Here is a 23,224-nt window from a genome sequence, read left to right as displayed (position 1 = left end):
GAATGCGGAGTATCAGCAACGTTGATGTTGACTGACGCCCCGCATTCGCGAGCAAGCCCGCTCCCACATTGGTTTTGCGCTATTTTTATTACCGAATCTGCTCCAGTTATCACACAAGCCCAATTGGGCGTTTTTTTTGCAGCCTCGGGCGGGCATACTAGGCCGTCCATTACCCTGGTGCCGCCCGCCTCTATGCTCCGCGTCCTGATCGCCCTCGCTCTGACATGCCTGCTCCAACCGGCCTTCGCTGACGAGCGCGCGCAAACCCAACAGCAGCTGGATGCCACGCGTCAGGACATTGCCGAGCTGAAAAAGCTGCTGGGCAAGCTGCAGGAAGAAAAATCCGGCGTGCAGAAAGAGCTCAAGGGCACTGAAACCGAGATGGGCAAGCTCGAGAAGCAGGTCGATGCCCTGCAGAAAGAGCTGAAGAAAAGCGAATCCGAGCTGCAGCGGCTCGATGCGGAGAAAAAAAAACTCCAGAGCGCGCGCACTGAACAGCAGCGACTGATCGCCATCCAGGCCCGCGCGGCCTACCAGAACGGCCGTCAGGAATACCTCAAGCTGCTGCTCAACCAGCAGAATCCCGAGAAATTCGCCCGCACCCTCACCTATTACGATTACCTGAGCCAGGCCCGCCTGGAGCAGTTGAAGAACTTCAACGAAACCCTGCGCCAACTGGCCAATGTCGAAAAAGACATCGCCACGCAACAGGCGCAATTGCTGGTACAGAAAAGCAGCCTCGACACCCAGCGCGACGAGCTGGAAAAGGTCCGCAAGGAACGCCAGCAAGTCCTCGCCAAGCTCAACGATGATGTGAAGGCCCGCGACCAGAAACTCGCCGCCCGCGAGCAGGATCAGGCAGACCTGTCTAAAGTCCTTAAAACCATTGAAGAAACCCTGGCCCGCCAGGCTCGTGAGGCAGAAGAAGCGCGGCAGAAAGCGCTGATCGCCCAGCAGGAAGCGGAAAAAAAGCGTTTGCGTGAGGCGCAGGCTGAAAACAGCGACGCCCCACGAAAACCCGCCAGATCAACCCCCGGCGCACTGGTATCCAGCAGCGGCGAGACCTTTGGCGGCCCTTTTGCCGCAACCCGGGGAAAACTTCCATGGCCGGTTGATGGTCGATTGCTGGCACGCTTCGGCGAAAGCCGTGGCGACGATGCCCGGACCAAGTGGGATGGCGTGATGATCAGCGCCGCTGCCGGCAGCCAGGTGCATGCCGTGCATGGCGGGCGCGTGGTGTTCGCCGACTGGTTGCGTGGCGCCGGGCTGCTGGTGATCCTTGATCACGGCAATGGTTATCTGAGCCTTTACGGTCACAACCAGACACTGCTCAAGTCGGCCGGTGACGTAGTAAAAGCCGGTGAGTCGATCTCCACTGTCGGTAACAGTGGCGGTCAGGACACACCAGCGCTGTATTTCGCAATTCGTCAGCAGGGTCACCCGAGTGATCCGGCGCAATGGTGTCACGCGCAAGGATAAGCGCGTCGCCTAATTCAGGAGTTCGTTCGACATGCTGCATTTGTCCCGCCTTACCTCGCTGGCCCTGACGATCGCTGTGGTGATCGGCGCGCCTCTGGCGTTCGCTGCTCAACCGGCCCCGGCCGTCGCTCCGGCAGGTACTGCCGCGACCGCCAAGGCACCGCTGCCGCTGGAAGAGTTGCGTACCTTTGCCGAGGTCATGGATCGAATCAAAGCCGCCTATGTCGAGCCGGTAGACGACAAGACCCTGCTGGAAAACGCGATCAAAGGCATGCTCAGCAACCTCGACCCGCACTCCGCCTATCTGGGCCCTGAAGACTTCACCGAGCTGCAGGAAAGCACCAGCGGCGAATTCGGCGGTCTCGGTATCGAAGTCGGCTCGGAAGACGGCTTCATAAAAGTCGTGTCGCCAATCGACGACACGCCTGCGTCCAAGGCTGGCATTCAGGCTGGCGACTTCATCGTCAAGATCAACGGTCAGCCGACTCGCGGCCAGACCATGACCGAAGCCGTGGACAAGATGCGCGGCAAGATCGGCCAGAAGATCACCCTGACCCTGGTGCGCGACGGCGGCACGCCGTTCGACGTGACCCTGGCGCGCGCGGTGATTCAAGTGAAGAGCGTCAAGGCGCAGCTGCTGGAATCGGGCTACGGTTACATCCGCATCACCCAGTTCCAGGTCAAGACCGGCGAGGAGGTCTCCAAGGCCCTGGCCAAGCTGCGCAAAGACAACGGCAAAAAGCTCAACGGCATCATCCTCGACCTGCGCAACAACCCGGGCGGTGTGTTGCAGGCGGCCGTGGAAGTGGTCGACCACTTCATCAAGAAAGGTCTGATCGTCTACACCAAAGGCCGAATCGCCAACTCCGAACTGCGCTTCTCCGCCACCGGCAAGGACGAAAGCGAAGCGGTGCCGATGGTGGTGCTGATCAACGGTGGCAGCGCCTCGGCGTCGGAAATCGTTGCCGGTGCCCTGCAGGACCAGAAACGCGCGGTGGTCATGGGCACCACCAGTTTCGGCAAAGGCTCGGTGCAAACCGTGCTGCCGCTGAACAACGACCGCGCGCTGAAGATCACCACGGCGCTGTACTTCACGCCGAACGGCCGCTCGATCCAGGCCCAGGGCATTGTCCCGGACATCGAAGTGCGCAAGGCCAAGATCACCAACGAAGCGGACGGCGACTACTTCAAGGAAGCCGACCTGCAAGGCCACCTGGGCAACGGCAACGGCGGCGCGGACAAGCCGACCGGTTCCGGCGCGAAGGCCAAGGCCATGCCGCAGGATGACGATTACCAACTGGCCCAGGCCCTGAGCCTGCTCAAAGGGCTGAGCATCACGTCCGGCCGTTGAGGATGTCTTTGCGTTTCCTCTTCGTCCTGCTGTGCTGTCTGGCGGGTGCTGCGCACGCAGAACCCGCCAGCACTACCCCGCCAAAAGCCTATCTGACGCTGATCATCGACGACCTGGGACAGAACCTGCCCCGGGATCGCCGCGTGCTGGCCCTGCCCGGCCCGGTGACCACGGCGATCATGCCCGACACGCCGCACGCCACCGAATTCGCCCGCGAAGCCCATCGCGCCGGCAAGATCGTGATCCTGCACATGCCGATGGATCCGGCCACCGGCCCGTACGCCTGGCACCCCGAACTGCCGCTCGAAGAGCTGCAAAAGCGCCTCGACGCCGCGTTCAAAATGGTCCCTTACACCGCGGGCATCAACAACCACATGGGCAGTCGCATGACCGCGCAACCGGTGGCGATGGCGTGGCTGATGGGTGAGTTGCAACGCCGCCACAAGTTCTTCGTCGACAGCCGCACCAGTGCGCAAACCGTGGCGGCGCAGCAGGCACAGAAAATCGACCTGGCGAGCGTTTCGCGGGATGTATTCCTCGATGACGAGCGCACCGAAGCAGCGATTTTCACCCAACTGCAAACAGCCATCAGCCTGGCGCGCAAACAGGGATCGGCGGTGATGATCGGTCACCCGTACCCGCAGACGCTGACAGTGTTGGAGCGTGAATTGCCGAAGCTGAAAGCTCAGGGCATCGAGTGGATCGACATCAAGCAGATGATCAGCGTGCGGAGCAACAGGGCGACCGCTGCACACGGGAAAAATGGTATTTATCGCTAACCGGCCAATTAATTAACTTCTTATTACCCCGCGCCGAATCCAACAAATAGCAACACCTTGGAAATTCACTAACAACAAAACTCATTTATTCTGCGCCAGTCTTGCACCCCAACACACTCGCCAAGGACTGGCCATGAACTTAAAGAACATCTACACAGGCTTTTTATTACTTCCTGCATTCTCGCTGCCGGCTTATTCCAACCCTGTGGATTATGGCAGGGGCATTGAGAACTTCTCATCCTCTTATTACCTGAAAAATCAGGGTGGTGACTATAACTACTGGAGCGGAATAGGCGTATACAAAAGCCCTGGGCAACTTACCTGCACCGCTTTTCTGATCGACACAAACAGCTCTGATGCGTCCGACTCTGCCTATGCACTCACCAGCGCACATTGCGTGGGCAAGGAAAATGGCGTCATGCGAATAGATGACCCCATCGAAGGCACGATCACCTTCAACCATTTCAATGACACACCGGATGCCCGCAAGGCCGTCCCTCTGAAAAAAGTAGCCTGGAGCAGTATTCAGGGTGTCGATCTGGCTCTTTTGGAACTAGGGATGTCACAAGGCGAACTTCTGGCACAGGGCATCACGCCCATGAAGCTGGCCGAACAACCACCGGCCGAAGACACCGACATTCTGATTGTGCACGGACCCGGTGGAGCGCCATTACGAATTTCAGCCTGTACCCATGTACCTTCGCCGGCCATTTTCGAAAAGCCCTGGGTCTGGCGGCATAGTCTCAGCAATCAGTGCAAAGACGTTGCCTCCGGAAGCTCCGGGAGCCCTGTCATTGTTCGAGCGACCAACGAAGTCTATGGCGTTCTGGGTACGCTTGCAGCCCATCTGACGCCCCTGCCCGGCTACGGCCAGATGCCGAGCGGCAGTTACGGTAGTTCAACCTCGGTTTTCAACAATTGCTTTATCAATGGCAAACTCAATACCAACCCACAGGTGTGCGAGTTATTTCCGGCAGCTTCCATCAGGCTACCCGCCGAACTGCCAATGCATGCAAAAATCAGCGTAACTACACAAGACAGTTATGTGTATCCCACGTGGAACTTCGACATAACCGCCAACACCCGATTTATTCGAACCAAACGTACTGCCGACTCACTTGATTGCGAAAAGCCTGAAGGCTACAGCCAACCGATCAACAGCGACACCCGCACCACTCGGTTGAATGTTCCAATGGGACCTGAAACCGGGACTAATAACCTTTGCATTATCGCCACGGACGATACCAGCGAAGTATTACCCGCCGGAACTTATCGCAACGCCGTGACCGTTCCCACCTATCTGATTGATGCGGGCCCGACACCTGCTCCTGCCCTGGACGCTTTCTATGACAAAGAAACAGACCGAGTGATATTCCTCTGGCCGAAAAGGAACATCGAGGGTATTGATCGTTATGAAGTAAAAGCCGGCCCTGCGGATACAACCCGTTGCGTCGATCCGCAGGGGTATACCGTTCCGAAATACAATTGGGTTCGCCGAGAAAGCAACTTCCCCATGAAATTCTGCATGTATGCCCTCGATACCAACAATCAGCGCTCAGTGCTGAAGGAATACATCCTGCAATGGGAAACGCTCAAAAGTCGCGCCCCTTGATCTGAACGGCGCCCCGCGGCCTTGTGCTTCTGCATCATCGGCAAACAGAAGAAGCGCAAGGCTGCCAATGGCCAGGATGATGTCTATCGGAAATATCCGGTCACTACGCTGAATACATAGTTACCGCCAAAGGCCTGGCGCGAATACCGATAGTGAGACCTGCAACGGGTCGCGACTCCCTTGAGTCGTCGTTCAACTATCAGGAGTGACTATGACCATTCATGAACAGGCCGCAGCGCCATCCAGGCCAATCGAGCCGATCAGACACGACAACCTGCTGATCCAGTTCACCACGGAATACCACCGAATCTGGGACAGCGCCGGCTCGCGGGCAAAACCTGCGGCTTTCTGGCGGCCGACACCAGCGCCGGATGTGTTGCCGGGCTACTTCCCGCTCGGCGATGTATTTATCGCCGGACACGACAACATTAACGGCAGCACCGTGGTCGCCGTGGTTTGCGAGGCCGATACCCCCAGCGCGGATCCAACCCGGGGCCCGGCATTACGCCGCCCGGACGACTTCGAATTGATCTGGAAAGACTCCGGCTCAAAATCGAAGAAAGACGGGGCCGTATGGCGACCGCTTGCCCCGCAAGGTTATGTGGCCATGGGAGCGGTCTGCTCCAATGATCATGAAAAACCTTCAGTCAATGCGGTTCGCTGTGTGCGTGCCGATCTGGTGATCGCATCGGACGTCGGCGAGCTGATCTGGAATGACAAGGGCAGCGGCGCCAGACAGAGCTTCAGTGCCTGGAGCATTGCGCCGCGCAGTGCACCGCCGGGAGAGATTCACTTCGCGCCAGGCACTTTTGTGGCGGCCAACGGTTTCGGCAAACCCGAGGGCGATGGCGGCGCTTACTCACTGCGGATGCAGATCGCGCCGCAGATCCTGTCGGCGCCCTCGCTGCCGACGCTTTCCGGATCGAACGTTTCGCAAATCCACGCGGCGGCCACGCTTGCTCAAGTCGTCGAACTTCCCTGGTTCGTCGTCAAGGATGACCTGTCCCCTCTGGAACAACTGCGCACCAGCCCCCTCTATCGTCTGGAAAGAACCGATCACTACTATCTGGTCGGGAGCGGACACAACACGAGCGACCAGGCCTGCTCGTTCAAGTGGACGGCGCAGCGACTGCAGAACTCCAAGATGCTGCGCCTGTTCACGCAGCTCACAGCGATCAATTTCGTGGGGCCGTGGGCAACGACGGCAGACGCTCAGCCATCACTGCCATTCTCGGCGAGATTGAACAGCCAGTTCACCCACAGCGAGACCTCAAGCAGTGGCTGGCAGACGGCGTTTGTCACACAAGTCCTCGCCATGGCCGGCAAAGGCAAGTTCGTCGCTGTGTATCAACTGGAGAGTTTCTACGAGTTGTTGCGTGGAGACGGTTCACAGGCAGGGATCAACCTCGGCTACACCGAGTGCGAAAACCTGCACCTGCTGCAATATCCGCTGGAAGAATGCAGCCACGATACTGCGGCCAAAGCGTTGCCGACCGCTACAGATACCGTCCCATGATCTCGTCCACCACACCGTCCTTGCGCATCTGATCCAGCGCCGCCTGCAATCTGGCGACCGTTACATCCGACACGTCCTTGTTCAGCGCCAGGTACAACTCGGCGCTGTTGAAGCGCAGCACGGTCTTGAGTCCGGTGACGCCATCCTGCCGCGCCAGATAACGCCCGGCAGGATCACCCGTGGCCCACAGGTCGATCTGGCCATTGACCAGTTTTTTCGCGTTGTCCTGATCACGCAGCACCACGATCGGCTTCAGGCCCTGCTTGGCCAGCGTCTCGGCAATCGCGTCACCCTTGTAGGCGCCGATCTTGTATTTGCGTGCATCGTTGAGGGTGTCGAGGGTGATCTTGCTGTCGGCCCTGGCCAACATGATCCAGTCGTCCGGACCGATCGGGCCGACCCATTTGAACAGGTTCTCGCGATCCGGCAGGCGGGCCATCACGAAGGCGCCATAACCAGGGTTTTCCAGCGCCAGTTTGTAGACCCGCTCCCATGGGAAGCGCAGCGTCAGGCTGTAGGTGAGCCCGGCGCGCTTGAACATTTCGCGCACGATGTCGGCGGCAATGCCGTTGATGTTCTCGCCCTTGGCGAAATTCTTGCCGTCTTTCGCCATGTTGTAGGGCGGGAAGTTTTCGGTGAGGAGCACCAGATCGGTGTCGGGACTGTTTTCGGCCCGCGCCGTGTTGAGCAACAACACAGAGGCACTGGCGAGAACAAGAAGCAGGCGTTTGATCATGTCGGGCTACCGGAATCCATGGCGTTCCCAAGAGTGCCTTGGGTACGCCATGCTGTCCACTGGCCTGTACGGTTTAGCGCATGACAATTCCGCGTTGCGCCATGTAGGCCTTGGCCTCCTGCACGGTGTATTCGCCGAAGTGAAAAATACTCGCCGCCAGTACCGCGCTGGCGTGGCCTTCGAGGATGCCGTCGGCCAGATGCTGCAGGTTGCCGACGCCGCCGGAAGCGATCACCGGGATGCCCAGTGCATCGCTGATCGCCCGAGTCACGCCGAGGTCGAAGCCGTTTTTCATGCCGTCCTGATCCATGCTGGTCAACAGGATCTCGCCGGCACCGAGGCCTTCCATTTTTTTCGCCCACTCGACTGCATCGAGACCGGTCGGCTTGCGCCCGCCGTGGGTGAAGATTTCCCAGCGCGGGGTTTCACCCGGACCGGAAACCTTCTTCGCGTCGATGGCGACGACGATGCACTGCGAGCCGAAATGCTGCGCAGCTTCGCCGACAAACTCCGGATTGAACACCGCTGCGGTGTTGATCGAAACCTTGTCCGCACCGGCATTGAGCAGGTTGCGAATGTCCTGCACGGTGCGCACGCCGCCGCCGACGGTCAGCGGGATGAACACCTGGCTGGCCATGCGCTCGACGGTATGCAGTGTGGTGTCGCGACCATCGACGCTGGCGGTGATGTCGAGAAAAGTAATCTCGTCGGCACCCTGCTCGTCATAACGACGGGCGATTTCCACCGGGTCGCCGGCATCGCGGATGTTCTCGAACTTCACACCTTTGACGACCCGGCCGTTGTCCACGTCCAGGCAAGGGATGATGCGTTTGGCCAGCGCCATGGTCAGTCCTCAGCCTTGGTACGAATCGCAGAAAGCTTGCGCTTCAGCGACGTCGAGGGTGCCTTCGTAGATCGCCCGGCCAGTGATTGCACCGATGATGCCCGGCGCCTTGGCGTCGAGCAGCGACTTGATGTCACCCAGATTGTGGATACCGCCGGAAGCAATCACCGGGATCTTCGTCGCTGCCGCCAGTGCAGCGGTGAACGGTACGTTGCAGCCCTGCATCATGCCGTCTTTGGCGATGTCGGTATAAACGATCGAGGACACACCGTCGGCTTCAAACTGCTTGGCCAGATCGATGACTTGCACGGTGCTGATTTCAGCCCAGCCATCGGTGGCGACGAACCCGTCTTTGGCATCCAGACCGACGATGATCTTGCCCGGGAACGCGCGGCAGGCCTCAGCGACGAACGCCGGATCCTTCACCGCTTTGGTACCGATGATCACGTAGCTCACGCCTGCCTTGACGTAGTGCTCGATGGTTTCCAGCGAGCGGATACCGCCGCCGATCTGGATCGGCAGAGTCGGGTAGCGCTTGGCGATCGCGGTGACCACTTCGCCGTTGACCGGCTGGCCTTCGAACGCACCGTTCAGATCGACCAGATGCAGACGGCGGCAACCGCCCTCCACCCACTTGGCAGCCATGCTCACCGGGTCATCGGAGAACACTGTGGAATCTTCCATGCGGCCCTGGCGCAGACGTACGCAGGCACCGTCTTTAAGATCGATAGCGGGAATAATCAGCATCTGGCAAACCTTCAAATTTGAATGTTCAGCTTGGCTCGGAAATCAGTTTTTCTCGAGCGCCCACAGGTCGCTTTCGATGCTTTCAAACCGCTCTTTGAGGTGGGTCTGCACATCGAAAATCGCCCTGTTGTAATAGTGCGGAGCAATTTCGCGGGTAAACAGCTCAAGAATTTCCGCCGCTTCGAACGAACCCAGGTCGAGTTCGAACCGATCCTCCATGAACCGCTGGATCTTGCGGTTGGCCTCGTTCTCCTGCTCGGGAGTGAGGGTCAGGATCGGCGGTTTGGACTTCTTGGCGGCCATTTACCAGCGACCGTCCCACGCGGCGAAGTTCTGCAGCAATTGCAGGCCATGGGTATGGCTCTTCTCCGGGTGGAACTGCACGGCGAAACGCGAGCCTTCGGCCAGCGCTGCTGCGAAATCGACCCCGTAATGACCGCTGCCGACTACCTGCCGCGCATTGGCGGCAGCGATGTAGTAGCTGTGCACGAAGTAGAAACGCGCCTTGTCCGGAATGTCGTGCCACAGCGGGTGACTGACCTTCTGCTGCACTTCGTTCCAGCCCATGTGCGGGACTTTCAGGTGCTCGCCGTCTTCATGCAGGTCTTTGCCGAAGAACTTCACGGCGCCCGGGAACAGGCCGATGCAGTCGACGCCGTCGTTCTCTTCGCTGCTGTCGAGCAGGGCTTGCATGCCGACGCAGATGCCGAGGAACGGACGATCCTGGCTGACTTCACGCACCAGCGAGTCGAAACCGAGACGACGGATCTCCGCCATGCAATCGCGAATCGCACCAACGCCGGGGAACACCACGCGGTCGGCTTCGCGGATCACGTCCGCATCGCTGGTGATCAGCACCTTGCCGGCGCCGACGTGCTCGAGGGCCTTGGCCACCGAGTGCAGGTTGCCCATGCCGTAGTCGATAACTGCAACCGTCTGCATTACAGAACGCCTTTGGTCGATGGCATTTGCCCGGCCATGCGCTCGTCCAGCTCGACGGCCATGCGCAGGGCGCGGCCGAAAGCCTTGAACACGGTTTCGATCTGGTGGTGGGTGTTGGTGCCACGCAGGTTGTCGATGTGCAGGCTGACCAGCGCGTGATTGACGAAGCCCTGGAAGAATTCCTGGAACAGGTCGACGTCGAAGCCGCCCACGGTGGCGCGGGTGTACGGCACGTGCATCTGCAGGCCTGGACGGCCGGAGAAATCGATCACCACACGCGACAGCGCTTCATCGAGCGGCACGTAGGCGTGGCCGTAGCGACGGATGCCTTTCTTGTCGCCGATGGCTTTGGCGAAGGCCTGGCCGAGGGTGATACCGACGTCTTCCACGGTATGGTGGTCGTCGATATGCAGATCGCCCTTGCATTCAATATCCAGGTCGATCAACCCGTGACGGGCGATCTGATCCAGCATGTGCTCAAGAAAAGGAACACCGATATCGAATCGGGCCTTTCCGGTGCCATCAAGGTTGATCGAGGCTTTGATCTGGGTTTCCAGAGTGTCGCGCTCGACAGACGCCTTACGTTCGGCCATCACCAGCTCCGCAAAATCATTGGGCGAAAAAGGCAGCCATTATAGGCACGCGGGGCCGAAACAGAAACACGAGACGTGATATGGCTGACGGACAGAAGCCCCGACTGTCGCGGGTAGACATGTCCATACAAGCCATTACAGGCACCCCAAAACAACTGTAGGAGTGAGCCTGCTCGCGATGAGGGCCTCACAGTCAACATTTCTGTCGACTGTCAGACCGCTATCGCGAGCAGGGCTCACTCCTACAGGGGTATTACGTTTTTACTTAGTGAAACAGTACCGCCGTCTTCTGCAGGGTCACCCACACACCCCACGCCAACGGAATACCCACCACCAGCCATGCAGCCACAGCCAGCGGCTTGCTGCCCGGTGCGGCTTTCCACTCCAGCACGGTGCTCGCATCAGCACCCTTGTCGTGGCCCAGCGCCTGTTCGGCAGCCAGTTCAGCGTCGGTCATGAAGTACTTGTCGGCCACCGGACGCACCAGCAGGTTGCACAGGAAACCCAGCACCAGCAGGCCCGCGAGGATGTACAGGGTGATGTCGTAAGCGGCAGCGCGTTCAACGCCGATGCTCAGTTGATACTCGCGCAGGTAGTTCACCAGCACCGGACCGAGCACCCCGGCCGCAGCCCAGGCAGTCAGCAGGCGACCGTGGATCGCGCCGACCATTTGCGTGCCGAACAGGTCGGCCAGATACGCCGGAACGGTCGCAAAACCACCGCCGTACATCGACAGGATGATGCAGAACGCCGCCACGAACAGCGCAACGTTGCCCAGATGGCCCATGTTCGGGATCAGCGCGTACAGGGCGAAACCGAGGGCGAAGAACACGAAGTAAGTGTTTTTGCGACCCAGGTAGTCCGAGAACGAAGCCCAGAAGAAGCGGCCACCGATGTTGAACAGGCTCAGCAGGCCGGTGAAGCCGGCAGCGATCGCGGCGATCGAAGCCAGTTGCCCGGCATCCAGTTGACCGAACGGCACGTCAACGCCCAGCAACTTGCCGCCGAACACTTCCTGCAGCAGTGGCGAAGCCATGCCGAGAATGCCGATACCGGCGGATACGTTCAGGCACAGCACCAGCCACACCAGACGGAACTGCGGGGTTTTCCACGCCACATTCACGTGCACGTGACGGTGGGTGATCATCGCGTTCGAGGCTTTTTTCGCCGGCGCGGTCCAGCCTTCAGGCTTCCAGCCGGTTGGCGGCACGCGGTAGGCCAGGGCGCCACCGATCATGAACACGAAGTAGATCGCCGCCATGGCCACGAAGCTCTGCCACACGCCGACCCCGGCAGGCGAAGCGAAGTGGCTCATCAGTGCCGTCGCCAACGGTGCACCGACCATCGCGCCGCCACCGAAGCCCATGATCGCCATGCCGGTCGCCATGCCGCGCTTGTCCGGGAACCACTTGATCAGGGTCGAAACCGGCGAGATATAGCCCAGGCCCAGACCGATACCGCCGATCACGCCGGAGCCGATCCACATCAGCCAGATCTGGTGGGTATAAATCCCCAGTGCCGAGATCAGCAGACCGCCGCACCAGCACAGTGCCGAAACCACACCAGCCTTGCGTGGCCCGGCGTGTTCCAGCCAGCCACCCCAGATCGCTGCCGAGCAGCCGAGGAAGATGAAGAACAGGGTGTAGATCCAGCCGAGCATCGAGATCGGCCAGTCGCATTGCGAAGAGAAGACCTGAGCGATGAAGCTCATGTCCGGTGCGCAAGCCACTGGCGCGGTGACGCCCAGTGCCTTGGACAGCGGCAACCAGAACACCGAGAAACCGTAGGCCATGCCGATGCACAGGTGGATGGCCAGCGCGGCCGGTGGAACCAGCCAGCGGTTGAAACCGGGCTTGGCGATGATGCGTTCCTTGGACAGGAACGCAGGCTGGTCGGCGCGAAGGCCGTCCGCCGTGATACTCGTGCTCATTGTGTATCCCCCAATTATTAGTATGGTTCGCCAGCCACTGTTCACCCTCGGCCTTTATGCACGCAGGCATGACCGTTTTTTCAGGTGAAGCTCCTTGAAGGCGCGACGTTAAGTCGCAGAAGGACGGACGAACCGGCGAAGGTTACCATTTGCACGTGACAGAAAAACCAAACTGATATCACCTTTTTCGTGTCATCTGATCTCGCCCCCTCAGGAAAAAGCCATGCCGATCGTTGTCCAAGCGCTGAACGATGCCAGTTACCAGGATCAACAGGATTTGCAGAAGATCTATCGTGACGCTCCGCAGTGGCTGTTCGCGCCGTATTCCGGGGACGCCCAGTTGATCGAAAGCAGCCTGGCGGACGGGTCTTTGATTACAGGACGTTTCAACGACCGACTGCTCGGTGCGGCGCGTCTGACAAGGCACGACGGGATTTGGTACTTGTCGCATTTGTGTGTACGAAAAGTCACCCGGCGCCGTGGGGTGGCTGAGCGATTGGTGAACCAAGCGCAGAAAATGGCGTCGCAAGCGGGTGCCCAACTGCGCCTGCTGGCACCGGCCGGACACCTTGAAACGCAGGCGCTGGCCGCCAAACTGCAAGTGCCGCTGGAAGTCATCGCGACATGACAGCGCCCCGAACCGGGCGGATGCAGCGCTATACTCCCCGGCTAAATTACGAATTCGACTAACTACAAGGACTCGCCCATGAAAGCGTTCGGCAAAATCCTGGGTCTGGTACTTCTCGGGCTGTTGCTGATCATTGTGGCGGCGGGCTTCGCCCTGACCCACCTGTTTGATCCCAACGACTACAAAGACGAGATCCGCCAGATAGCCCGCGACAAGGCCCACATCGAGCTGACGCTCAATGGCGATATCGGCTGGAGCCTGTTCCCGTGGCTCGGCCTGGAACTGCATGAAGCCAGCATCGCCACCCTTATCAACCCGACCGAACCGTATGCCGACTTGCAGATGCTCGGCCTGTCCGTGCGCGTGCTGCCGCTGTTGCGCCGTGAAGTGCAGATGAGCGATGTGCGTGTCGAAGGCCTGAACCTGCGCCTCAAACGCGACAAGAACGGCCACGGCAACTGGGAAGATATCGGCAAATTGCCGACAGCCGCCGCGCCCGCCGGCAGCCCGGCGCCTGCCAGCGCACCTGCTGCCGAAGCCCCTGCCCAGCCGGAAAAACCGCCGCAGCCGATCCGCCTCGACATCGACAGCCTGACAGTCAACAACGCCCGCGTTGAATACAACGACGAGCAGACCGGCAAGCAGTACAGCGCCGAAAGCATCCAGTTGAGCACCGGTGCGGTACACGACTCGACCAACATTCCGCTGAAGGCCACGGCGTTCCTCAGCACTAATCAGCCTGTGCTGCGGGTGCGCACCGAGCTCAATGGCGAGCTGCGCATCGAACGCGCCCTGCAACGTTATAAGTTCGAAGACATGAAACTGTCCGGCGAACTGACCGGCGATCCACTGCAGGGCAAGGCCATGACCTTCTCCGCCCAAGGCCAGATATCCCTGGACAAGGCAGCGAATGTCGCCGAATGGACCGGGATCAAGATCTCCGCCAACCAGTTGCGTGCCCTCGGCGAGCTGAAGGCCAACGACCTCGACAAGACCCCGCAGATCACTGGCGGGATCTCGATCGCCCAGTTCGATCTGGCGAAATTCGTCGACAGCATCGGTCAGACGTTGCCCGCCATGGCGCCCGGCAGCCTGAGCAAAGTCGAACTGGTCAGCCGCGTGGCCGCCACGCCAACGAGCGTGGCTTTCGACAACGTCAACCTGAAACTCGACGACAACAGCTTCAGCGGGCGCATTGCCGTAGAAGACTTCGCCAAGCAGTCGCTGCGCGCGATCCTCAAGGTCGACACCTTTGATGTCGACCGCTACCTGCCGCCGAAATCGGACAAGACCAAAAACGCCACGCAAGTGCGTCAGGCCGAAGTCGCCAGCACCGAAGCCGATGCCATGGCCGGCGCCGGCAGCACACCGCTGCCAGACAAACCGAGCAAAAGCGCCTGGAGCACCGAGCGTCTGCTGCCGGTCGAGCGTCTGGCCAAACTCGACGTCGATGCCGACCTGACCTTCGGCCAACTGACCCTCGACAAACTGCCGATCCAGAACGCTGCACTCAAGGCCACAGGCCAGAGCGGCCTGCTGACCCTGCAAAACCTGCGCGGCGAGCTATACGGCGGCGACTTCGAAGCCAAGGGCACCCTCGACGTACGCCCGAGCGCCCCCGTGCTCAATCTGCAGACCAAAATCAACCGCGTGCCGGCCGAGAAAATTCTCGAAAGCCAGGGCAAGAATCCGCCGGTCAAAGGCCTGGTCACGCTGACCAGCAACCTCACCGGCAGCGGCAACAGTCAGCAGGCGCTGATCGAAACCCTCAACGGCAACGCCAGTTTCGTGATCAACAACGGCGTGCTGCTCAACGCCAATCTTGAACAGCAACTGTGCAAAGGCATCGCCACCCTCAATCGCAAAACCCTCAGCGGCGAGCCACGAGGCAAGGACACACCGTTCCAGGAACTCAAGGGCAACCTGACCTTGCGCAACGGCGTGGCGAGCAACCCGGACCTGAAAGTGCGCATCCCGGGCATGACCGTCAACGGCAACGGCGACATCGACCTGAAAGTGCTGGGCATGGATTACCGCGTCGGCATCATCGTCGAGGGCGACACCAGCGCCATGCCGGATCCGGCCTGTCAGGTCGGCGAGAAATTCGTCGGTATCGAGTGGCCGCTGCGCTGCCGTGGCCCGCTGGAGCTGGGCGCCAAGGCCTGCCGTGTGGATAACGAACGTCTCGGCCAGGTCGCGACCAAAATCGCCGGTGACAAACTCAGCGAAAAGATCGATGAAAAACTCGGCGACAAGGTCAGCCCGGAATTGAAAAACGCATTGAAGGGGCTGTTCAAGCGATGAGAGCGGAGCAGTTTTCCACGGCGGTGCTGGAATGGTTCGACCGCCACGGCCGCCACGATTTGCCCTGGCAGCAAGACATCAATCCGTATCGGGTATGGGTGTCTGAGATCATGTTGCAGCAGACCCAGGTCAGCACCGTGCTCAATTACTTCGACCGCTTCATGGCCGCGCTGCCAACAGTGCAAGCGCTGGCCGAAGCGCCGGAGGACGAAGTGCTGCATCTATGGACCGGGCTGGGTTACTACACCCGCGCGCGCAATCTGCAGAAGACCGCGAAGATCGTCGTCAGCCAGTATGGCGGCGAATTTCCGCGGGACGTCGAAAAGCTGACGGATCTGCCGGGGATCGGCCTGTCCACCGCTGGGGCTATCGCCAGCATCAGCATGGGCCTGCGCGCGCCGATCCTCGATGGCAACGTCAAACGCGTTCTGGCGCGTTTTACCGCGCAAGAGGGTTACCCGGGGGACCCGAAGGTCGCCAAACAGCTATGGGCCAACGCAGAGCGTTTCACGCCGCACGATCGGGTCAACGCCTACACCCAGGCGATGATGGATCTTGGCGCCACGCTGTGTACGCGCAGCAAACCGAGCTGCCTGCTGTGTCCGCTGGAAAAGGGCTGCGAGGCGCACATGCTTGGCCTGGAGACGCGCTACCCGATTCCCAAACCGCGCAAGGCCATCCCGCAGAAACGCACGCTGATGCCGCTGCTGGCCAACAGCGAAGGCGCGATTCTGCTTTATCGTCGCCCGTCGACAGGTCTGTGGGGCGGTTTATGGAGCCTGCCGGAACTCGATGACCTCGACGACCTGCAGCATCTGGCCGACCAGCACTCGCTGACCATGGGCGAGCAGCAGGCGCTGCCAAGCCTCGTCCACACCTTCAGCCATTTCCAGCTGTCCATCGAACCCTGGCTGGTTCAGGTGCAGGAGGCCGGTCAGCACGTGGCCGAGGCCGACTGGCTCTGGTATAACCTCGCCACCCCGCCGCGCCTGGGCCTTGCCGCCCCGGTCAAAACCTTGCTCGAACGCGCGGCCGCCGTATTGAACGCAGGAGAGTCGTCATGACCCGCACCATCATGTGCCGCAAGTACAAAGAAGAACTGCCCGCGCTGGAACGCGCTCCTTTCCCGGGCGCCAAAGGTCAGGATATTTTTGACCACGTCTCGGCCAAGGCCTGGGCTGACTGGCAGAAACACCAGACCCTGCTGATCAACGAAAAGCGTCTGAACATGATGAACGCCGAAGATCGCAAATATCTTCAGGGCGAAATGGACAAGTACTTCTCCGGCGAGGATTACGCCAAGGCTGAAGGCTACGTTCCGCCTGCAGAGTAAACCCGCAAAATCGGGGGTCGGATCGTAAGCGACGGAATTAATTTAAGAAATTTTAAAAAAGTCGTTGACGTAAATCCGAAAAACCCTTTTAATGCGCCCCGTTGCCCAGATAGCTCAGTCGGTAGAGCAGGGGATTGAAAATCCCCGTGTCGGCGGTTCGATTCCGTCTCTGGGCACCAAATACCGAAAACCCTGAATCGCAAGATTCAGGGTTTTTTTATGCCTGCGATTTGATGGCGGCTCAATCCAGCCTTTTTTCTGGGCTGCACAAATGCGCGACGGGTTTCGAACAAAGGCGATCCGCGCTACTTTGGCTGCACCTTATGGAAGAGGGTCATCCGTTCGATGAACCAGAAAAGAACCCGCGTGCCCCTGCCCCACCCGCCACCCTATCGCCAGAGTCGGACTGCATTCTGGCTGACGGTGCTGGTCGGCGTACTGATCGCCTTCCTCATCGGCGCGTCGATTTATCTGATCGTCCACAGCTTGATCAGCGGCTCCATCACCACCTGGAACCGCTCCGGTCCACGCCACACCTACACCCTTGCACTGCAACCGCGAATGTTCTGGTTCGAGATCGTGTCGCAATGCATCGGCACCGTATTCCTGATAGCCGTCGGCTGGATCGGACTATGGATTCACCGAATGGCGCAAGAACCCACTGACAAGCAGAAGGGCAAGCGTACGCGGGGGTAAATGACGGTTGTTCCTCAGAGGGTGTTGACGTAGTCGACCGGCAACAAAACCGTGTCGAGCGCAGCGTCTACCGGCAGCGATACCACGGTAATCACCGGGCAAACGATCATCATGTAGCAGATGACCGCGGAGGGCATGCCGTCTCCCCCTCTCACACCAAGCAAGTGCAGGTTGCCATCGACGCCTTTGTAGTACGGTTCTGCAGAATCACCGTTCAGGCGCCCCATCATCGTTCCACAACCAGCCAACAGCAAAACCAGGCTTACCGCTGAGCCAATACGCAAAATCCCTTTCAAACCAGCACTTCCTTGCATCACAGAAACATAAGGCGCGGGATTGTACCCGCGCCTCGACTTTCAATTGAACCCAACACTATCCAGCGTCATTCCAGTGGAACACCAGATTGCGGGCACCGCCGCTGCCAACGTCTGTCTCATCGCGCCGTGTTTCGCCATTGCGCGTGGCGACCACCGTGTACTTACCGGGTGGTAGTTGCACGTAAACCAGCGGGCCGGTTTGGGTGAGAGTCAGTACGGTTTGCCCTGGTGACTTTTGAATCATCACATCGACATCAGCGGTGTACTGGTCTTGCGCGCCCACCGCGAACGTCATGTGCAGGTTGTAACCGGTGGATTGTTGAATGGCTTTTGCCTCATCAACGCCAATCCCGCCGGACAAGTAGTTGATGCCGTTTTGTTGCTGTTGTTGAGCCTGTACGCCTGCGCTGTCGACGGGCTCAAGGCTGGCCGCCTGCAGCATCGCCGGAAAAGCCAATACAGCGACCGCAGCGACTGGCAGCATGAATGAAAGAATGCGCTTCATAATCTCTACTCCCGGACTCTTTTAGAGCCCAACCGTGACTCCTTATTTGATCCGGCCAGGGAAGCACGCGTTTTAGATTGATTGGAACTTGGCCTGTGTACGAAATGGACTACAGACCATCACTCACTGAAACACTTTTTGCCGCCAACGTCCTGCAATACCCATCCCCTCTTCCTGCCGCCTATACAGGGCTCGCCCGACATCGCCGAGCGGCGAATCCCGGCATGCTTTTGCGTCTGTTTCCACTGATGCGGAAGACTCGATGAGCCAGGTAAAACCTACCGATGCGCAAGACCCGAAAATCGATTCATTGCTGGGGGAGTTGGGCGAACTGATTCGCCAGGCGCGGCAAAAAGTGCTGCGTGCGGTTGATACGATTCAAGTCCAGACCTGTTGGCAGATCGGCCGGCATATTGTCGAGTTTGAACAGCAAGGGGCGCAGCGGGCGGGGTATGGCAAGCAGTTGCTGGCCTTGCTGATGAATCCAGACAAAGCCGATGTGATCGAAGAAGCCACCACCAACATTGCAGCCATGAAACCCCATCCTCGGGAATTCATTCGCGACCCCGTCATACTCGAGTTTCTTGGGCTGCCGTCGGCCGGCAAGGTCAGGGAGAGCCGTCTTGAACAGGCCCTCATCGACCACCTGCAGGGGTTTCTCCTGGAGCTGGGTAAAGGCTTTTCCTTTGTCGCTCGACAACAACGCATCAGCACCGATGGTGACGATCTGTACATCGACCTGGTGTTCTACAACTATTTGCTCAAATGCTTCGTGATCATTGACCTCAAGCGCGGCAAGCTCAGCGCCGGCGACGTCGGACAAATGGACATGTACGTACGCATGTACGACGAACTCAAGCGCAACGAGGGCGACAAGCCGACAGTCGGGATCATTCTGTGTGCAGAGAGCAATGATTCGGTCGCGCGTTACTCGATGCTCAAGGGCAATGAGCAACTGTTCGCCAGCAGTTACAAGACGATACTGCCGAGTGAGGAAGAATTACGCGCAGAACTCAATCGGGAACAGGCCTTGATCGAAGAACGCCTGCTCATTCAATCGACTGAATAAACCTTCTGGATTGTTGCCGGGCGGCGCCGAGACTATCGTTGGCAACTTACCCGCAAAGGTGGAAAGCCATGACCTGTCAGGACACGCCCGCGATGCAGGATATGCAGTCAAGGTTGCCAATTTTGACCGCGGCGCAAGGTGAACCCTTCACGGAAGCCGCCGAGGATGACTTTGCCCTTGGCGGCTTCACCTGGCGCCATGCCCTGCCCGACATCCAGCGACCGGTAGTCATCATCAACGCCGCCACCTCGGTACGCTGCCGACACTATTCACGCTTCGCCGATTACCTGTTCGCCAACGGCTTCGACGTGATCACCTACGACTATCGAGGCATCGGCGAATCACGCCCGGCAACCCTGAAAGGCCTTGAGGCTTCATGGACCGACTGGGGCGCGCTGGATTTCGAGGCGATGCTCAAACGCGCGCAACGGGAATTCTCCGGCCAGCCAATCGATGTGGTCGGCCACAGTTTCGGCGGTTGCGCGGCCGGACTCGGCGAGTCCGGGCAGGTCATTCGTCGGCTGGTGACGGTCGGCGCGCAGTTCGCTTACTGGCGCGACTATGCCCCCGAACAGCGCCGGCGCATGTTCGGTAAATGGCACCTGCTGATGCCGCTGTTGACGCGGTTCTGTGGCTATTTCCCGGGCAAGCGCCTCGGCTGGCTGGAGGACACGCCCGCCGGCGTCGTACGCGACTGGAGCACGCCTGCCGCGCGCTACGAGCAGCGTCCGAGCGGTCGCCGACTGCTGAAGGCAAGCGGTCGCCTGCCCTTCGCCAACGTCCGCGCACACACCCTGGCGATCAGCATCAGCGACGACCCCTACGGCACCATTCCAGCCATCGAACGCCTGCTCGACTACTTCAGCCATGCGCACAAAACCCACCTGCGCATCGAGCCGCAGGACATCGGCGAACAACAAGTCGGACATTTCGCCTTTTTTCGCAGCGCATACCAAGCCACACTATGGCCCATCGCTCTGACCTGGCTGCAAACCGGCGAGCTGGCCCCCGACACACCCGGGCGGCCAGTGCCACGCAGCTGAGCCCTTTCAACGCACGACGGAACACACCATGGCCTCCGCCAACAAGCAGCAAAAACGCGCCGCCCGGGCCAAGACCAAGGCCAAGCAAAACCGCACCAAACGCACCGAGACGCCGGTCGAACTGGACCCGAACGATGACCGTATCGACTTCGAGTCGGTGGACCTGACCGAGCTGTTCAAGAAAATGATCGATGCCGAGAAGATCAGCCAGCAAGCCCTGTGCACCGCGTTCCTCGAAGACCCGCTGCTAGGACTGGTCTACGAGCAGGAAGGCGAAGAAGGCGCGATGGATTTCATCCTCGCCGCGCTGATCGAGTATCGCCAGTGGTCCCAGGAAACCGACGAAGCCGGCGCCCTGGCGTGGATCGAATCCCCGGCCTTCCAGGCCGACTATGTGGCGGCGTCCGACGCAATCGCCGCACAAACCCAACAGAAGAACTGAGTACCCATGGCATCCCTGAACAAGCAACAGAAACGCGCCAAACGCGCCAAGGCCAAAGCCAAGCACATCCGCATGGTCGGCCGTAAGCCGCTGGACCAGGACGACAATCTCGGGCATCTGGACGAGCCGATCCCGGAATACACCCTCGCAATGTTCAGCAAAATGCGCGACGCCGAAGCCGTCAGCCGCAACGAAATGCTGCTGACCCTGCTGCGCGAACTGGCGTTCATCATCGTTGACCATCCAGAGCTGCTGGACATGGAAAATGCCGAGAACGAAGGCATGGCTGCCACTCACCTGGCCGCCGACATGCTGATCGACTACCGCATGTGGGCCGATGGCATGGACATCGAAACCGCCCAGGCCTGGCTGACCGAGCCACAGTTCATCACCGATTTCGGGATTGCGCTGGATACTTACGGCAAGTCGTTGGATGCCCAGGAAGAAAAGAGCGAATAAACCCCGCGCACAAACAAAAACGGCCGCTCGTCATCACTGACAGCGGCCGTTTTGCATTACGCGTTGCGGATCAGTTCAACACCACCGCACCACGGTTTTCCAGCTTGCGACGACGCGCCACCAGCAGGCCGGCGGCGACTACCATGAGGCTCAGCAGGCCGGTCGCGAGGATTTCCACGCGGTGGGCTTCCTGGAACAGCATGATGGTCAGGGCCGCGACGATGAAGATGATCACCGCGTAGGTCAGGCCCGGGAACAGCCACATGCTGAAGACGATTTTCTCGCCGCGGGCCATGCGTTGTTTACGCATGCGCAGTTGCGAGAACGCGATCACCAGGTACACCAGCAGCGCGATGGCGCCGGAACTGGCCAGCAGGAATTCGAACACCGCGGCCGGGGCCACGTAGTTGGCGAAGGTGCAGAGGAACGCCGCACCGGTCGACAACATCACTGCCCAGTAAGGCGTGCCGCTTTTATTGACCCGAGTTGACATGGCCGGTGCGTCACCGCGCTTGCCGAGGGAGAACAGCATGCGCGACGAGGTGTACAGCGCCGAGTTCAGGCAGCTGGTTACCGCGACCAGCACCACGATGTCGACGATCATTTTCGCGTTCGGGATGCCCATGCGCTCAAGCACGGTCTGGTAGGAACCGAGGTTGGCCAGGGTCGGATCGTTCCACGGCACCAGGGCCACAACGATGAAGATCGACACGAGGTAGAACAGGCCGATCCGCCAGATCACCGAGTTGGTGGCCTTGGAGATCTGTTTGCCCGGGTTCTTCGATTCCGCAGCCGCGATGGTCACGATTTCGGTACCCATGAACGAGAACATGGTGGTCAGGATTGCACCCAGCACCGCGCCCATGCCGTTTGGCAGGAAGCCGCCGGAGTCGAACAGGTGCGAAACACCGCTGACCTGGCTGTTCGGCAGGAAGCCGAAGATCGCCGCAAGGCCAAGGATGATGAAGCCGATGATCGCCAGCACTTTGATCAGGGCGAACCAGAATTCGAACTCACCGTAGTTCTTCACACTGAACAGGTTGGTGACCGTCAGCAGCAGGGTGATGATCAGTGCGAACGCCCAGATGCCGACACTCGGGAACCAGGCATGGAGGATGGTCGCGGCGGCGTTGGCCTCCAGCGGAATCACCAATACCCAGAACCACCAGTACAACCAGCCGATGGTGAAACCGGCCCAGTGCCCGATGGCACGGTCGGCGTAAGTCGAGAACGAGCCGGTGTCGGGCGAAGCGACAGCCATCTCACCGAGCATGCGCATCACCAGCACCACCAAGGTACCGGCGGCGGCGTAAGCCAGCAGCACAGCAGGGCCGGCGGCAGCGATAGCGTGGCCGGAGCCAACGAACAGACCGGCGCCGATAACACCGGCGATCGACAACATGGTCACATGACGCGGTTTGAGCCCCTGTTCGAGGCCATTGGAGCTTGGGGTACTGCTCATCGGAACTACCTTTGCGAGGAAAGCGATTGCGTCCGTCCCGTCTGGTTTTCCTTCTCGTAAAAAGAAACCAACGGGGCGTTCCAGATTCTGCACGCAATAAGTGCGCCAAAATGTTTCAAACTCTTCTGGCCCGCGGCTTTTAACGCGACCGGACAGTCATCGCAAGTCCTTAAAATTAATGGCAATTCGCCAGAACGTTACCCTGCGACTCACTTTTCCAACGAACGAGCGCACCAGAAACACACTGAAAAAGTGTGGGATGCACAATAAAAGGGCGATTCAGGAACGTTCGGCCGGATAGCGCTTCCAACACCCCGCCAAAGCTGGCAACATCGCGCCTTTTTTTACGCAACACCCACGGGGCTGCACGTTTAAACACCCGTTCGGTTGTTGATGGGGCGACAGTCTGCTGTGCCGATGCGACAACCTGCCACACG

At 59.6% G+C, this 23,224-nt stretch carries 24 protein-coding genes and 1 tRNA gene; 15 read left to right on the top strand and 10 right to left on the bottom strand.

Annotated features, from left to right (window positions below; all coding sequences use genetic code 11):
- Nucleotides 1–192 precede the first annotated feature (192 nt).
- From LCH64_RS06795 to LCH64_RS06775, 5 genes are all read left to right on the top strand, one after another.
- Nucleotides 193–1,479 carry a murein hydrolase activator EnvC gene (locus LCH64_RS06795; RefSeq protein WP_003220768.1) on the top strand — a complete coding sequence of 429 codons (1,287 nt, stop codon included), beginning with the start codon at nt 193–195 and terminating at the stop codon, nt 1,477–1,479.
- A 31-nt stretch (nt 1,480–1,510) separates the two neighbouring features.
- Entirely contained in the window at nt 1,511–2,830 is a 1,320-nt protein-coding gene (locus LCH64_RS06790; protein ID WP_003220766.1) for a S41 family peptidase, read from the top strand.
- A gap of 2 nt (nt 2,831–2,832) precedes the next feature.
- The gene (locus LCH64_RS06785) at nt 2,833–3,609 is read left to right on the top strand and encodes a divergent polysaccharide deacetylase family protein (RefSeq protein ID WP_226499817.1); all 777 of its coding nucleotides are present in this window, start codon (nt 2,833–2,835) and stop codon (nt 3,607–3,609) included.
- Between the two features lie 133 nt (nt 3,610–3,742).
- Nucleotides 3,743–5,221, top strand: coding sequence for a serine protease (locus LCH64_RS06780; protein WP_226499816.1), 1,479 nt, complete (start codon nt 3,743–3,745; stop codon nt 5,219–5,221).
- Between the two features lie 211 nt (nt 5,222–5,432).
- On the top strand, nt 5,433–6,737 hold the full coding sequence (locus LCH64_RS06775; RefSeq protein WP_226499815.1) for a Vps62-related protein: 1,305 nt from the start codon (nt 5,433–5,435) through the stop codon (nt 6,735–6,737).
- On the opposite strand, the gene LCH64_RS06770 is transcribed toward LCH64_RS06775, so the two are convergent.
- The 7 genes from LCH64_RS06770 to LCH64_RS06740 form a co-directional block, all read right to left on the bottom strand.
- Complete coding sequence (locus tag LCH64_RS06770; RefSeq protein ID WP_226499814.1) at nt 6,718–7,473, bottom strand: ABC transporter substrate-binding protein; 756 nt, start codon at nt 7,471–7,473, stop codon at nt 6,718–6,720. The genes LCH64_RS06775 and LCH64_RS06770 overlap by 20 nt on opposite strands.
- A gap of 73 nt (nt 7,474–7,546) precedes the next feature.
- Nucleotides 7,547–8,317, bottom strand: a complete 771-nt coding sequence (gene hisF, locus LCH64_RS06765; protein WP_003220755.1) for an imidazole glycerol phosphate synthase subunit HisF — start codon at nt 8,315–8,317, stop codon at nt 7,547–7,549.
- Nucleotides 8,318–8,326: 9 nt separating this feature from the next.
- Nucleotides 8,327–9,064 (bottom strand): 1-(5-phosphoribosyl)-5-[(5-phosphoribosylamino)methylideneamino]imidazole-4-carboxamide isomerase, encoded by a 738-nt coding sequence (gene hisA / locus LCH64_RS06760; protein ID WP_003220753.1) that lies wholly within the window; start codon nt 9,062–9,064, stop codon nt 8,327–8,329.
- A 42-nt stretch (nt 9,065–9,106) separates the two neighbouring features.
- The gene (locus LCH64_RS06755; RefSeq protein WP_003220751.1) at nt 9,107–9,367 is read right to left on the bottom strand and encodes a DUF2164 domain-containing protein; all 261 of its coding nucleotides are present in this window, start codon (nt 9,365–9,367) and stop codon (nt 9,107–9,109) included.
- Nucleotides 9,368–10,006, bottom strand: a complete 639-nt coding sequence (hisH, locus tag LCH64_RS06750) for an imidazole glycerol phosphate synthase subunit HisH (protein WP_003220749.1) — start codon at nt 10,004–10,006, stop codon at nt 9,368–9,370. It lies immediately after the preceding gene.
- Nucleotides 10,006–10,599 carry an imidazoleglycerol-phosphate dehydratase HisB gene (gene hisB, locus LCH64_RS06745; RefSeq protein WP_007909204.1) on the bottom strand — a complete coding sequence of 198 codons (594 nt, stop codon included), beginning with the start codon at nt 10,597–10,599 and terminating at the stop codon, nt 10,006–10,008. Before hisB ends, hisH begins: the two co-directional genes overlap by 1 nt.
- Before the next feature lie 265 nt (nt 10,600–10,864).
- Nucleotides 10,865–12,529, bottom strand: a complete 1,665-nt coding sequence (locus LCH64_RS06740; RefSeq protein ID WP_103520112.1) for an OFA family MFS transporter — start codon at nt 12,527–12,529, stop codon at nt 10,865–10,867.
- 223 nt (nt 12,530–12,752) lie between these two features.
- Here LCH64_RS06740 and LCH64_RS06735 point away from each other — a divergent pair, with 223 nt between their 5' ends.
- The 6 genes from LCH64_RS06735 (at nt 12,753) to LCH64_RS06710 (ending at nt 17,490) form a co-directional block, all read left to right on the top strand.
- A complete protein-coding gene (locus LCH64_RS06735) occupies nt 12,753–13,157 on the top strand; it encodes an acetyl-CoA sensor PanZ family protein (protein ID WP_003220743.1) in 405 nt (134 codons plus the stop codon).
- A 78-nt stretch (nt 13,158–13,235) separates the two neighbouring features.
- Entirely contained in the window at nt 13,236–15,461 is a 2,226-nt protein-coding gene (locus tag LCH64_RS06730) for an AsmA family protein (protein WP_226499813.1), read from the top strand.
- Nucleotides 15,458–16,525 carry an A/G-specific adenine glycosylase gene (mutY, locus tag LCH64_RS06725; protein WP_226499812.1) on the top strand — a complete coding sequence of 356 codons (1,068 nt, stop codon included), beginning with the start codon at nt 15,458–15,460 and terminating at the stop codon, nt 16,523–16,525. The genes LCH64_RS06730 and mutY overlap by 4 nt, the downstream gene beginning before the upstream one ends.
- Nucleotides 16,522–16,794, top strand: coding sequence for an oxidative damage protection protein (locus tag LCH64_RS06720; protein ID WP_003220737.1), 273 nt, complete (start codon nt 16,522–16,524; stop codon nt 16,792–16,794). The genes mutY and LCH64_RS06720 overlap by 4 nt, the downstream gene beginning before the upstream one ends.
- A 103-nt stretch (nt 16,795–16,897) precedes the next feature.
- Nucleotides 16,898–16,973 (top strand) — tRNA-Phe (locus LCH64_RS06715).
- Nucleotides 16,974–17,139: 166 nt separating this feature from the next.
- Entirely contained in the window at nt 17,140–17,490 is a 351-nt protein-coding gene (locus LCH64_RS06710) for a hypothetical protein (protein WP_003220735.1), read from the top strand.
- 14 nt (nt 17,491–17,504) lie between these two features.
- Here LCH64_RS06710 and LCH64_RS06705 read toward each other — a convergent pair whose 3' ends face one another.
- A complete protein-coding gene (locus tag LCH64_RS06705) occupies nt 17,505–17,786 on the bottom strand; it encodes a YceK/YidQ family lipoprotein (protein WP_226499811.1) in 282 nt (93 codons plus the stop codon).
- 76 nt (nt 17,787–17,862) lie between these two features.
- The gene (locus LCH64_RS06700) at nt 17,863–18,312 is read right to left on the bottom strand and encodes a carboxypeptidase regulatory-like domain-containing protein (RefSeq protein WP_226499810.1); all 450 of its coding nucleotides are present in this window, start codon (nt 18,310–18,312) and stop codon (nt 17,863–17,865) included.
- Nucleotides 18,313–18,574: 262 nt separating this feature from the next.
- Between LCH64_RS06700 and LCH64_RS06695 the strand changes: the two genes are divergently transcribed.
- The 4 genes from LCH64_RS06695 (at nt 18,575) to LCH64_RS06680 (ending at nt 21,325) form a co-directional block, all read left to right on the top strand.
- Nucleotides 18,575–19,381 carry a PDDEXK nuclease domain-containing protein gene (locus LCH64_RS06695; RefSeq protein WP_226499809.1) on the top strand — a complete coding sequence of 269 codons (807 nt, stop codon included), beginning with the start codon at nt 18,575–18,577 and terminating at the stop codon, nt 19,379–19,381.
- A 68-nt stretch (nt 19,382–19,449) separates the two neighbouring features.
- A complete protein-coding gene (locus LCH64_RS06690; protein ID WP_045122254.1) occupies nt 19,450–20,424 on the top strand; it encodes an alpha/beta fold hydrolase in 975 nt (324 codons plus the stop codon).
- Nucleotides 20,425–20,452: 28 nt separating this feature from the next.
- Nucleotides 20,453–20,866, top strand: coding sequence for a hypothetical protein (locus LCH64_RS06685; protein ID WP_226499808.1), 414 nt, complete (start codon nt 20,453–20,455; stop codon nt 20,864–20,866).
- 6 nt (nt 20,867–20,872) lie between these two features.
- Nucleotides 20,873–21,325: a hypothetical protein gene (locus LCH64_RS06680; protein ID WP_103485282.1), complete on the top strand. Its 453-nt coding sequence runs from the start codon at nt 20,873–20,875 to the stop codon at nt 21,323–21,325.
- Between the two features lie 70 nt (nt 21,326–21,395).
- On the opposite strand, the gene gabP is transcribed toward LCH64_RS06680, so the two are convergent.
- Complete coding sequence (gabP, locus tag LCH64_RS06675) at nt 21,396–22,787, bottom strand: GABA permease (RefSeq protein WP_226499807.1); 1,392 nt, start codon at nt 22,785–22,787, stop codon at nt 21,396–21,398.
- Nucleotides 22,788–23,224: the final 437 nt, after the last annotated feature.

This window comes from Pseudomonas sp. MWU16-30322, from assembly GCF_020515535.1.
Taxonomy (GTDB): domain Bacteria; phylum Pseudomonadota; class Gammaproteobacteria; order Pseudomonadales; family Pseudomonadaceae; genus Aquipseudomonas; species Aquipseudomonas fluorescens_H.
This window is presented reverse-complemented; position numbering and strand designations above follow the sequence as displayed.